We start from the raw sequence: 12,471 nt of genomic DNA, 5'->3' as shown, positions 1-12,471 counted from the left end.
AAACAATGTGTTCACTGAAAGGGGCATGATCTCCGGCGATCGGGCAGGCATACTGTCGCCTATGTTGCTCAATGCACGTCGGACGGCGTGCGCTTGCCCCCCATGTCCATTCCAGTCTCTTTTCGAACCCTGCGATGGTTGACCGTCGCGGCTGCCGCATGCTTGCTCGCCGCGTGTTCGACCGCTTCCGACGTGACCGCGACGTCGAACCCGAACGTGTACACCGTGACGACGCGCACGGTCGGCGTGTCGACGACGTGGGCCGACGCCCACGAGAAGGCCGTCAACGAAGCCACCAACTACTGCACGCAGCGCGGGATGCGCGCAAGCATGAAGACGGAATCGCTGACCGGCGGCCGCCGTGTCGACGCGCGCTCCGAACTCGCGTTCGAGTGCCATCCGACCTTCGAGACGGCCTCGAACCCACGCGGCTGAACGAACGGCGGTGCCGGTCGCACCGCCGGCGCCCGGCCCGGCGCCCGCATTTCCTTCCCCGGCATGCAGACCGACCCGCGAGGCCGGACCGGTCCGTCGCGGGTCGGTGCACGTGCGGCGTCGGCCGTGCGGGTCAGGCCGGCTGCGCCTCGTACAGCTTCACGCACGCGGAGAAGTCGAGCGTGCCGAGCCCCTGCTGGCTCATCGACTGGTAAAGCTGCTGCGCGAGCGCGCCCATCCACACCGGTTGATGCGCGCTCCGCGCGGCCTCGGTCGCGAGCCCGAGGTCCTTCAGCATCAGGTTCGCCGCGAAGCCGCCCGCATAGCCGCGCGCGGCCGGCGCCGTCTCGCTCACGCCCGGATACGGGTTGTACGTGTCCGAACTCCAGCAGCGGCCGGTCGACGTGTTGATGATGCCGGCCAGCACGGCCGGATCGATGCCGAGCGCCGCACCGAGCGCCATCGCTTCCGACACGCCCATCATCGAGATCCCGAGCAGCAGGTTGTTGCAGATCTTCGCGATCTGTCCGGTACCCGTGCCGCCGCAATGCACGACGTTCTTGCCCATGTCGAGCAGCACGGGGCGGATGCGCTCGAACAGCGCACCGTCCGCGCCGACCATGAAGGTCAGCGTGCCGGCCTGCGCGCCGCCGGTGCCGCCCGATACCGGTGCGTCGGCGAGCGGGAAGCCGCGTTGCGCGGCGGCGTCGGCCACCGCGCGCACGGTGCCGGGATCGATCGTGCTGCAGTCGATCAGCGTCGCGCCGGCGCGTGCGCCGGCCAGCACGCCGTCGTCGCCGAGATAGACGGTGCGCACGTGCTGCGCGGCCGGCAGCATCGTGATCACGACGGCGCCGTGCGCCGCCGCTTCGCGCGGCGAGCCGGCCGCCGTCGCGCCCGCGCGCAGCGCGGCATCGACCGCGTGCGCGTCGAGGTCGAACACCGTCAGCGCATGGCCGGCCTTGAGCAGGTTGGCGGCCATGGGGCCGCCCATGTTGCCGAGCCCGATGAATGCGATTTCCATGTGCAGGCTCCCGGTCAACGCAGCGCGATCGTCGTGTTCACGCCGCCGGCCGTCGCGTCGTCGTCGAACCAGCGCGCGGTGACCGTCTTGGTCTGCGTGTAGAACTGCACGACCTGCTTGCCGTACGGCCCGAGATCGCCGAGCTTCGAGCCGCGCGAACCGGTGAAGCTGAAGTAGGGCACCGGCACCGGGATCGGGATGTTGATGCCGACCTGGCCGATGTCGATCTCGCTCTGGAACTTGCGCGCGGCCGCGCCGCTCTGCGTGAACAGGCCCACGCCGTTGCCCATCGGGTTGCGGTTGACGAGCGCGATCGCGTCGTCGAGCGTGTCGGCTTCGAGCACGACCACCACCGGCCCGAAGATTTCCTCCGTATAGATCGACATGTCGGTCGTCACGCCCGAGAAGATCGTCGGGCCGACGAAGTTGCCCTGCTCGTAGCCGGGCACCTTCACGTCGCGGCCGTCGAGTTCGAGCGTCGCGCCGGCCTTCACGCCTGCGTCGATCAGCGCGGTGATGCGCGCGAGCGCGGCCTTCGACACGACCGGGCCGACGTCGGTGCCCGGTTCGTGGCCCGCATTGACCTTCAGCGCCTTCGCCTTCTCGACGAGCTCGGGCAGCCAGTCGCGCGCCTTGCCGACCAGCACGACGACCGACGTCGCCATGCAGCGCTGGCCGGCCGCGCCGAAGCCCGCGCCGACGAGCGCGTTGATCGACTGCTCGCGGTGCGCATCGGGCAGCACGACCGCGTGGTTCTTCGCGCCCATCATCGACTGCACGCGCTTGCCGTGCTGGCTGCCGAGGTTGTACACGTGCGTGCCGACGCGCGTCGAGCCGACGAACGAGATCGCCTTGATGTCCGGATGCGTGCACAGGCGGTCGACCACCGTCTTGCCGCCGTGCACGACGTTCAGCACGCCTTGCGGCACGCCGGCCTCGATCGCGAGTTCGACGAGCTGCATCGTCGACAGCGGGTCCTGCTCCGACGGCTTCAGCACGAACGTGTTACCGCAGACGATCGCCATCGGGAACATCCACAGCGGGATCATCCCGGGGAAGTTGAACGGCGTGATGCCCGCGCACACGCCGATCGGCTGGCGCAGCGTATACGTGTCGACGCCGCCCGCGACGTTCTCCACGAACTCGCCCTGCTGCAGCGTGCCGATCGAGCACGCATGCTCGACGACTTCGAGGCCGCGGAAGATGTCGCCCTGCGCGTCGGGCAGCGTCTTGCCTTGCTCGGCGGTCAGCGTATGCGCGATCCGTTCGAGATTGCGGCGCACGAGATCCTGGAATTTCAGCATGATGCGCAGCCGCGCACCGATCGGCGTCGTCTTCCAGGTCTGGAACGCGCGCTGCGCGGACGCGATCGCGGCATCGACCTCGTCGAGCGTCGCGTACGGCACGCGGCCGATCGTTTCCTGCGTCGCGGGGTTGACGATGTCGCCCCATTCGGCGCTTCGCGAATCGACGAACGCGCCGTCGATCAGCAGCTTGGCGGTGGGCAGGGCGAGGGTGGTCTGGGGAACTGCGGCGTTCATGGAACTCTCCGGAAAACGGTGGGGCGATGACAAAGGGCGCCTGCTTCCGCCGCGCGTGCACGCACGGCGGAGCACAGGACGAAAGGGATTCGACTGGCGGCCGGCGGCAGGCTCAGGTGCGCGCCGGACGCATCGATGCGGTACACACGAGCGCGAATACGCCGAAGCCGACGAGGTACGCGATCACGTAGTGCGGCTGGCCGCCGCCGGCCTTGAGCAGCGACGTCGCGATCATCGGCGCGAAGCCGCCGCCGATCACGCCGGCCAGCTGCACCGACAGCGAGATGCCGCTGTAGCGGATTTCCGCCGGGAACTGCTGCGCGAACAGCAGCGATTCCGGCGCATAGAGGATCGGGAACACGACGCCGAGGCCGAGCACGATCGCCCACCACGCATACGACGTCTGCTGCGTGCCGAGCATCATGAAGAACGGCGCGGCGAACGCGCACATCAGCACGAGGCCGATCGCGAACATCCGGCGCTGGCCGATGCGGTCGCTCAGGTGGCCGCACAGCGGCATCGTGACGAGCGACAGCGCGGCGCCGGCCGTGATCGCGTGCAGCATCTCCGCCTTCGGCAGATGCAGCTGCTGCGTCGCGTAAGCCAGCGCGAACGTGACGACCATGTAGAACCACGTGTTCTCGGCGGCGCGTGCGCCGACGATCGTCAGCACTTCACGCGGATGGCGGCGCAGCGCGGCCGTCACCGGCGACTTCTCGGCCTTGCCCTGGCGCTGCATCTTCTCGAAGTCGGGCGATTCGGGCACTTTCGCGCGGATGAACCAGCCGAGGCCGACGAGCGCGATGCTCGCGAGGAACGGCACGCGCCAGCCCCACGACAGCATGTCGGCTTCCGGCAGCGCGGCGACCGCGGCCATCGCGACCGACGACAGGATCAGGCCGAGCCCGACGCCCGTCTGCGGCAGGCTGCCGAACAGCCCCTTGCGGCCCTTCGGCGCGTGTTCGACGGCCATCAGCACCGCGCCGCCCCATTCGCCGCCGACCGCCATGCCCTGCAGGAAGCGCATCGCGATCAGCAGTGCGGCGGCCCAGTAGCCGATGCGGTCGTACGACGGGATCAGCCCGATGATCATGCTCGGCACGCCCATCAGCAGCAGCGTGATCATCAGCATCGACTTGCGGCCGATGCGGTCGCCGAAGTGGCCGAACACGATGCCGCCCATCGGCCGGCCGATGAAGCCGACCGCGAACGTGCCGAATGCGGCGAGCGTGCCGACGACAGGGTCCAGCGACGGGAAGAAGATGCGGTTGAACACGAGCGCGGCGGCCGTGCCGTAGAGGAAGAAGTCGTACCACTCGATCGTCGTGCCGGCCATGCTGGCCCAGCCGGCCAGCAGGTAGTGCTTCGCGGTGCGCTCGGGCGCCGGCGTCGCGATGGTCGCATGCTCATCGAGGGTGGATCGGGTCTGCATGGTGTCTCCGGTTTTATTGCCTGCAGCTCATGGTCCGCAGGTCAGGGTCGAGTATAGTTATGCGCGGATTCATCATGTACCGATAAAGAAACCGGTTAGATGTGCATTTATGCATATCGACGGCCGGCCCCGAGACGCCAGCCCCTTTTCCCCTCGCCGATGCGACATGCCACCGAGCCGGTTTCCGGCAACCTGAACTGGGACGACCTGCGGTTCTTCCTCGAAGTCGCGCGCACGCAGCGCGCGAGCGGCGCCGCGAAGCGGCTCGGCGTCGATTACACGACCGTCGCGCGGCGCGTGCGCGCGCTCGAGGCGGCGATGGGCACGCTGCTGTTCGACAAGTCGCGCTCCGGCGGCTTCACGCTGACGGCCGAGGGGCAGCGGCTCGTCGCGTATGCGGACGCGATGGAGACGACCGTGCAGTCCGCGTGCGACCAGATCGCGAACACGGGCGAGGCGCTGTCGGGCCACGTGCGGATCGGGTCGACCGAAGGGTTCGGCTGCTTCTTCCTCGCGCCGCAGCTCGCGCAGTTTCGCGCCGAACATCCGCACGTGACGGTCGACCTGCTGCCCGTACCGCATTTCGTCAACCTGCCCAAGCGCGAGGCCGATCTCGCGATCACGCTCGAGCGGCCCGAGCGCGGGCCTTACGTGGTCACGAAGCTGTGCGACTACCGGCTGCGGCTCTATGCGACCCGCGACTACCTCGCGCACCACGCGCCGATCACGTGCACGGACGATCTCGCGCGGCACACGTTCATCAGCTACGTCGACGATCTCGCGTTCAGCAGCGAGCTGCTGTACCTGGATCGCGCGGTGCCGGGCGCGACGGCCGGGCTGCGCACGACGAGCGTGATCGCGCAGTACTTCGCGGCGCTGCAAGGCGGCGGGCTCGCGATCCTGCCGTGCTTCATGGCGGCCACGCAGCCGGCGCTCGTGCCGGTGCTGCCGGACGATGTCGTCGTCACGCGGTGTTTCTGGCTGACGTGCCGCGAGGATCTGCGCAAGCTGCGGCGCGTGACCGCGCTGTGGGATTACCTGCGCGCGGCGGCGGACGCGAATCGCGCGCTGCTGTCGGGCGAAGCGGGGACGTTGAAATTCGTCGGAGAGGCCGAATAGCGACGCGCGTGCTCGCTCGTCGAGATGGCGACGGCGGCGACGTGATCGGCATGGATGGAAAAACGGCCGGCGGTAATCGGGCCGGCTCGCGGGAGAAAGGGGAGGGCAGATGGCTTTGACGCATGCGGGCAAGGTTTTCGTGGTTTGTGTGGCCGTATTCGGCGTGGCGGCGTACTGGCTCGCCGCGCGCATGGTGCGCCGCCAGACCGGCGGCAAGCGCGGGGCTGGCGGCGCGGTCGCGTTCTGGTGGCTCGTGTGTTTTTGCCTGGTGTCGCTGTTTTTCCCGTTCGCGTACTGGATCGGCGACGAACTCCGCGAACTGGCGGTGTCGCCGAAATACGAGGCGACCGTCGTGTCCTACCAGTCCGAGTGGGACACCTGCGAGCGGCGCGACAGCAGCGGGCGCACCGAGCGCTACCGGTGCATCATGTACACGTCGATCCTGGAAGCCGTGATGCCGGATGGCAAGCGGGTCGTGCTGCCGGGCAACGTCCGCTCGGGCGGCGTGCCGGAGATCGGCGAGAAGATCGATGTCGTGTTGCCGGCCGGGGCGACGCAACTGCATGAACGCAGCGCGCGCAGTATCGGCCTGCTGGCCGGTGGGGCGTTGATGGTCGCGATCATCGGGTATTTCGTCTACCTGATCGCGGCGTACGGCGCGGGAAAGAACATCGACGGTGCGGCGCGCTTTGGCATGGCGGCGGTGATGAACGGGCTCGTGCCGCTCGGCGCGCTGCTGATGGAAATCGGGTTCCTGAGCGTGCCTTACCGCTACTGGGCGCACGGGAACCCGGAGCAATGGCCGGTGTGGGTGCTGGCGCTTTGCATGGTGTTCGCGCTGGCGCTGCTGCCGTTGCTGCTGATCTATGCGCGGACTGCATGGCGCGCGGTGGTGAAGTAACGGAGGCGGGGTGACGTCGGGTGAGCACCGTGTTCAGCGCGCGAGGGGCTTCAGGCCGGTGTGGCGGATCTGCCTGTGGATCCCGCCGACGCCGGCCCGCCGGTATGCGGCGCGCAACGCGCGGCGCCGCACGATCGCGGCGTAGGGGCGTGCCGTGCAACCGGCACTCAACCCGGGCACTCAACCCGGGCACTCGAGCCGGTCCGCGAGTTCGTTCAGGTCCCTGACGTCGAAATCCCACGCGTCGTCGGCCTGCAGGTCGGTCGTCTGGCCGGGCCCGTGCTCGGTCGGCCGCAGCACGAATGCGGTCGACAGCCCCTGCCGGCGCGCGGCCGCGAGATCGCCGTTGTGCGCCGCGACCAGGCACAGCTCGGCGGGCGCGAGGCCGAGAAGGTCGACGGTGTCGCTGTACACCTGCGGCGACGGCTTGTACGCGCGAACGACTTCCGCGCCGAGGATCGCATCCCAAGGCAGCCCCGCGCGCTTCGCGACGTCGACCATCAGCCGGATGTTGCCGTTCGACAGCGGCGCGATGATGAAGCGCCGCTTCAGCCGGTGCAGCGCCGCGACCGCGTCGGGCCACGGGTCGAGGCTGTGCCATGCGAGGTTGAGCGTGTCGATGTCCGCGTCGGGCACGCCGTCGATGCCGAAACGGTCGAGCGTGCGGACCAGGTTTTCGCGATGCAGCACGTCGAGCCGCACGTAGCGGCGGCGCCCGCTGCGGATTTCTTCCATCGACGGCGAGTATTCGGCGCGCCAGGCATCGGCGAACACGAACGGGTCGAGGGTCGGCGCGTGGCGCTCCAGGAACGCGGCGGCGCCGCGTGCGACACCGCTTCTCCAGTCGACGATCGTTCCGAAGACATCGAAAACGAGCGCCTTGATTTCGGCAGGGTTCGTCATGGTGATCCAGTGAAGGTCGTTCGATGAGGGTACCTATCGCCGGGCCGCCGGAATGCGCGACGCCGGTTCCGTCGACATTGAATCACGGATACGAAAACGCGGTCTGGCCGGCCGCGATGCTGTCCGGCAGCAGCCGGCACGGCCGACGATGCCCGAAGCGTTCGCAGACGCGCGAACCTTTCGGAAGGCTGACCGCCGGCCGCGAGCGGCATCGCGACCGAGCGTAACCCCTGATGCACACGGACGCGCGGGGCGTCCCGTATTGGTGTTAAATATATTTCGGCGCACCCTGGCTCGGTGCGCGAAAACGGGGCGCACCGGGCATCGGCGTAAACCCGGAGCGAAAACGGCACGAAGGATCGATAACGAATCGGGCGCATCAGACCCGATCGGACAGACGGCAGGATTCATCTTGAATACCGAACCGCAGAGCTCTCGTTACAGCCTCGGTCTCGCGGCGGAAGTACTCGCGTCCGAGCAAAGCGTGCTGAGGCTGATCACGCGCAATACACCGCTGCCGGAACTGTTGGTCGAGGTCTGCCGGCGCGCCGAGACTTTGCTCGGCGATGGCGCGTCATGCACGATCCTGCTGCTCGATGCCGACGGCATGCACGTGCGCGTCGGCGCCGCGCCGTCGCTGCCCGCGCAGTACAGCGCCGCGATCGACGGCGCGACGATCGGCCCCGCGGCCGGCTCGTGCGGCACGGCGATGTACGAGCGCCGGATGGTCGCCGTCGAGGACATCGAAACCGATCCGCTGTGGGCCGACTACCGTGGCGTCGCGTTGCCGCTGGGCCTGCGCGCATGCTGGTCGGTGCCGTTCGTCGACGACGCGGGTGCCGTGCTCGGCGCGTTCGCCGTCTATCACCGCCGGCCGCGGCGGCCCAGCGACGAGGAAACCGAACTGTTGCGCGACATCGGCAACAGCGTCGGCCTCGCGGTACACCAGGACCGGATCGCGCGGCAGCTCGCGCGCAGCGAGGAACATCACCGGCTCGTCGTCAACAGCCTGAACGAAGGCATCCTCGTCGTATCGCGCGACGGCATCGTGATCGCGAGCAACCCGAGCGCGAGCCGGATGCTGCGCGTGAAGGGCGATCTCGTCGGCCGCCGGCTGTCGACCCTGATCCCGCGCAAGCTGCGCGAGGACGGCACGCCGATTGCGCCGCACGACTGGCCGAGCCGGCGTGCGCTCGAGACGGCCACGCCGATGCTCGACTACACGGTCGGCTTCGGCCTCGCGGACGGCGACATCATCTGGGTGCGCGGCAACGCGGTGCCGATCGTGCGGCCGGGCGAGACGCAGGCCGATTCGGTGCTCGTGTCGTTCAACGACATCGGCCCCGTGCGCGAAGCGCAGCAGCAACTGCGCTACCTGGCGACGCGCGATGCGCTGACGGGCCTCTACAACCGCCGCTGGCTCGCCGAGCGCATGCGCGAGCTGTTCGGCGGGCACGATGCGGGCCGGCCGGCACGCGTCGCCATCCTGTTCATCGATCTCGTCGGGTTCAAGAAGGTCAACGACACGGCCGGGCACGACGCGGGCGACGCGCTGCTGCGCAGCGTCGCGGCGCGGCTCGCGGCCTGCGCGGGCGGTCGCTACGCGCTGACGCGCGTGGGCGGCGACGAGTTCGTGATCCTCGTCGACGACTGCGACGATCCCGAGCGCCTCGCGGTGCTGGCGCGAGAGGTGATCGACGCGATCGCGAAGCCGTTCGCGATCGCGAACAACGAGTACTGGCTCGGCGTGTCGATCGGGATCAGCGTCGCGCCGCGCGACGGCGACGATGCGGTCACGCTGATGCGCAACGCCGATTCGGCGATGTACGACGCGAAGCAGCGGGGCCGCAATCACTTCACGTTCTTCACCGCGCAGCTCAACCTGCGGCTGCAGCGCCGCTTCGCGGTCGAGCAGTCGCTGCGGCGCGCGCTGACGTCGGACATGCTGCGGCTCGCGTACCAGCCCGTCGTCGACGCGCGCAGCGGCCGCACGGTCGGCGCCGAAGCGCTGCTGCGCTGGACCAGCCCCGAACTCGGGCCGATGTCGCCGGCGGAATTCATCCCGGTCGCGGAAGATACGGGGCTGATCGTCGCGATCGGCCAGTGGGTGCTCGAAACGGCCTGCAGGCAGATGGCCGAGTGGCGTCGTACGATCGCGCCGGACCTGATGCTGGCCGTCAACCTGTCGCCGCGGCAGTTTCACGAAGGGCTCGTCGAGTCGGTCGGCCGCTGTCTCGCGCAAACGCGGCTCGATCCGTCCGCGCTCGAGCTCGAGATTACCGAAGGACTGCTGATGAATGACACGGATACCGTGCTGCCGATGCTCGAAGCGCTCACCGACATGAACGTGCGGATCTCGGTCGACGATTTCGGCACCGGCTATTCGTCGCTCGCTTACCTGAAGCGTTTCCCGCTGCACAACCTGAAGGTCGACCGCTCGTTCGTGTCGGGCGTGCCCGATCACCACGACTCGGTCGCGATCACGCAGGCCGTCGTCGCGATGGCGCATTCGCTCGGCATGAAGGTGACGGCGGAGGGCGTCGAGACGCAGGCGCAATCGTGGTTCCTGCAGCAAATCGGCTGCGACATGCAGCAGGGCTACCTGTTCAGCCGCCCGCTGGACCCGAACGACTACGCGCGCCGGCTCGGCGCCGCATAAACGGACGGGCGGCTCAGTCGCGTGGCACGCCGAACTCGCCGGCGCCGGGCGGCGGCGGCGACGAATCGATCTCGACGCGGTTCTTGCCTTCGTGTTTCGCGCGGTACAACGCGCGGTCGGCCGCCTCGATCAGCACGGTCGTCGGCAGGCCGGGCGTGGGCACGATGCTCGCGCCGCCGATGCTGATCGTCACGGTGTTGCCGGTCGACGAATGCGCGTGCCGCAGTTGCAGCGCCTCGACCGCGAGCCGGATCTTCTCACCGAGCAGCCGCGCGGCGCCCGGCGACGTGGCCGGCATCACCACCGCGAACTCCTCGCCGCCGAAGCGCGCGGCGAGATCGCCCGATTGCCCGAGGCAGCGCTCGATGGTCGACGCGATCTGCTTGAGCACGCTGTCGCCCGACACGTGTCCGTACGTGTCGTTGTACAGCTTGAAATTGTCGACGTCGATCATCAGCAGCGACAGCTCGCTGCGCTCGCGCGTGCCGCGGCGCCATTCGGCCGCCAGGTATTCGTCGAGATAGCGCCGGTTCGACAGCCCGGTCAGGCCGTCGGAATGCGTGAGACGCCGCAGTTCGAGATTGGCCTCGAGCAGTTGCTGCTGCGATTGCCGCAGCGCGCGATAGGCCTCGTCGCGCTGCAGCAGGTTCATGTACGAGCGCGAGTGGTAGCGGATGCGCGCGACGAGCTCGATGCGGTCGGGCAGCTTCACGAGATAGTCGTTCGCGCCGGCCGCGAACGCGGCGCTCTTGATCACGGGTTCTTCCTGCATCGACAGCACGATGATCGGCACGTCGCGTGTCGCCGCGTTCGCGCGGTACGACTTCACGAGGCTCAGCCCGTCGATGCCGGGCATCACGAGGTCCTGCAGGATCACGGTCGGCCGCGTTTCGATCGCGGTGGTCAGCGCGTCGTCCGAGCGCGGGCAGTAGTGGAAGTCGATGCCTTCCTCGTCGACGAGCGCGCGCCGGACGGCTTCCGCGACGATCGTCTGGTCGTCGACCAGCAGCACCATGGCCGGCACGTCGGCGCTCGGCGTGGTTGGGCTGCCCGGCGGGCGGGTCAGGTCGCTAGTCATGTTCGATGCGGTGTGTTGCGAGGGCAGGCATGGGTGTTGCGCGGGTTCATCGGGCTCAGATCCGGGCGAGCGCCGCCAGCTCGCCCGCGATGCGGCCGAGCGGCAGGATCGCGCGCGCCGCGCCGAGCGTCGCGGCCGCCTTCGGCATGCCGTATACCGCGCTGGTCGCCTCGTCCTGCGCGATCGTATGGTAGCCCTTCATCCGCAGCGCCTTCAGGCCGATCGCGCCGTCGCGTCCCATTCCCGTGAGCAGCACGCCGATCACGCGGCCGGACCAATGCTCGGTCAGGCTGTTGAAGAACACGTCGACCGACGGACGATACGGCGTCGCCGCCGGCTCGCGCGTGTATTCGAGCGTGCCGGCGCGGGTGATGCGCAGGTGGTCGTCGGTCGCGGCGAGCAGCGCGACGCCCGGTTGCGGGCGGTCGCCTTCGCGCGCGACGCGCACGGTGAGCGGCGTCTGGCCGTCGAGCCATTGCGCCATGCCTTCCGCGAACGCGCGGTCCACGTGCTGCACGATCACGATCGGCGCGTTGAAATCCGCCGGCAGGCCGCCGAGGATCGATGCGAGCGCGCCCGGGCCGCCGGCCGACGCACCGATCGCGATCAGCGGACCGCCGCCGGCGCGCGCGGCCGTACCGGCGAGGCGCGTGCCGTCCGGCGCGTCGAGCAGCCGGCCGATCTGATCGATCTTCGCGAGCAGGAGTGCCGTCGTGTCGCCGGCCGCGCCGGCGCCGAGCCGCGGCGTATCGACCGCGTCGAGCGCGCCGGCGCCCATCGCCTCGAACACGCGCCACGCATTCGCGCCGATGCAGCTCGTCACGATCAGGATCGCGCACGGTCGTTCGGATCGCATGATCCGCCGCGTCGCTTCGATCCCGTCGAACTTCGGCATGATCAGGTCCATCAGCACGACGTCGGGCGGCTGCGCGGCGCACAGTTCGACGGCCTGCGCGCCGTCGGTCGCGACCCACAGCACGCGGTGCTCGGGTCGTCGCGCGATCGCGCGGCGCATCGCCTCGACGGCAAGCGGGAGGTCGTTGACGATGCCGATGTTCACAAGCGGAATGCTCCGGTCGGTTCGTAGTGTTGGAGATGGGCCGGGTTCATGGAAAGCATGGCCTGTCCGGCGCCGCCGAACGGCATCGGCGGGCGGACGGCACGGAATTCTTTTCGGTTGGCGACGCCCGCATGCTGTCATGCGGCGCGAGCGGCGGCAATCGAAAAATTCGCGCATGGCGCCGTTTCAGTGTTTTTCCTCTATGACGGTGCGGTGTTTTCCGGCGACCGAGGGCGGCGGCCCGGTGCCGGCCGTGCATGTCGGGGCGACGGATCGTGCCGACGCGCCGTGCGGAAGCCGGCATGTTACCGTGCCGGCG

The 12,471-nt window shown here is 69.0% G+C and carries 10 protein-coding genes; 4 read left to right on the top strand and 6 right to left on the bottom strand.

The features are described 5' to 3' along the window. The first annotated feature begins 102 nt into the window (after positions 1-102). A complete protein-coding gene (locus AC0KUR_RS00945) occupies positions 103-435 on the top strand; it encodes a hypothetical protein (RefSeq protein WP_034185891.1) in 333 nt (110 codons plus the stop codon). A 133-nt stretch (positions 436-568) separates the two neighbouring features. Here AC0KUR_RS00945 and mmsB read toward each other — a convergent pair whose 3' ends face one another. The 3 genes from mmsB to AC0KUR_RS00930 form a co-directional block, all read right to left on the bottom strand. Then, on the bottom strand, positions 569-1,459 hold the full coding sequence (gene mmsB, locus AC0KUR_RS00940; protein WP_059558268.1) for a 3-hydroxyisobutyrate dehydrogenase: 891 nt from the start codon (positions 1,457-1,459) through the stop codon (positions 569-571). Positions 1,460-1,473: 14 nt separating this feature from the next. Continuing rightward, positions 1,474-3,000: a CoA-acylating methylmalonate-semialdehyde dehydrogenase gene (locus AC0KUR_RS00935; protein ID WP_473375205.1), complete on the bottom strand. Its 1,527-nt coding sequence runs from the start codon at positions 2,998-3,000 to the stop codon at positions 1,474-1,476. Positions 3,001-3,112: 112 nt separating this feature from the next. Then, on the bottom strand, positions 3,113-4,432 hold the full coding sequence (locus AC0KUR_RS00930; RefSeq protein WP_473375204.1) for an MFS transporter: 1,320 nt from the start codon (positions 4,430-4,432) through the stop codon (positions 3,113-3,115). A 159-nt stretch (positions 4,433-4,591) separates the two neighbouring features. On the opposite strand from AC0KUR_RS00930, the gene AC0KUR_RS00925 reads away from it, so the two are divergent. Then, positions 4,592-5,551 carry a LysR family transcriptional regulator gene (locus tag AC0KUR_RS00925; protein ID WP_069705074.1) on the top strand — a complete coding sequence of 320 codons (960 nt, stop codon included), beginning with the start codon at positions 4,592-4,594 and terminating at the stop codon, positions 5,549-5,551. Between the two features lie 109 nt (positions 5,552-5,660). Next, positions 5,661-6,452, top strand: coding sequence for a uracil permease (locus tag AC0KUR_RS00920; RefSeq protein WP_473375203.1), 792 nt, complete (start codon positions 5,661-5,663; stop codon positions 6,450-6,452). Between the two features lie 180 nt (positions 6,453-6,632). Here AC0KUR_RS00920 and AC0KUR_RS00915 read toward each other — a convergent pair whose 3' ends face one another. Continuing rightward, a complete protein-coding gene (locus tag AC0KUR_RS00915) occupies positions 6,633-7,355 on the bottom strand; it encodes a haloacid dehalogenase type II (RefSeq protein WP_049030818.1) in 723 nt (240 codons plus the stop codon). A 412-nt stretch (positions 7,356-7,767) separates the two neighbouring features. Here AC0KUR_RS00915 and AC0KUR_RS00910 point away from each other — a divergent pair, with 412 nt between their 5' ends. Further along, positions 7,768-10,014 (top strand): putative bifunctional diguanylate cyclase/phosphodiesterase, encoded by a 2,247-nt coding sequence (locus AC0KUR_RS00910; RefSeq protein ID WP_069705076.1) that lies wholly within the window; start codon positions 7,768-7,770, stop codon positions 10,012-10,014. Between the two features lie 13 nt (positions 10,015-10,027). On the opposite strand, the gene AC0KUR_RS00905 is transcribed toward AC0KUR_RS00910, so the two are convergent. Both AC0KUR_RS00905 and cheB read right to left on the bottom strand, forming a co-directional pair. Continuing rightward, positions 10,028-11,092 carry a diguanylate cyclase domain-containing protein gene (locus AC0KUR_RS00905; protein ID WP_473375202.1) on the bottom strand — a complete coding sequence of 355 codons (1,065 nt, stop codon included), beginning with the start codon at positions 11,090-11,092 and terminating at the stop codon, positions 10,028-10,030. Between the two features lie 55 nt (positions 11,093-11,147). Then, a complete protein-coding gene (gene cheB, locus AC0KUR_RS00900) occupies positions 11,148-12,152 on the bottom strand; it encodes a chemotaxis response regulator protein-glutamate methylesterase (RefSeq protein WP_034185900.1) in 1,005 nt (334 codons plus the stop codon). Between the last annotated feature and the right edge of the window lie 319 nt (positions 12,153-12,471).

The sequence above is a fragment of the Burkholderia sp. YHN3-13 genome, assembly GCF_055810675.1.
Note: the sequence above shows the minus strand (reverse complement) of the source record. Positions and strands in the feature narration are given on the sequence as shown.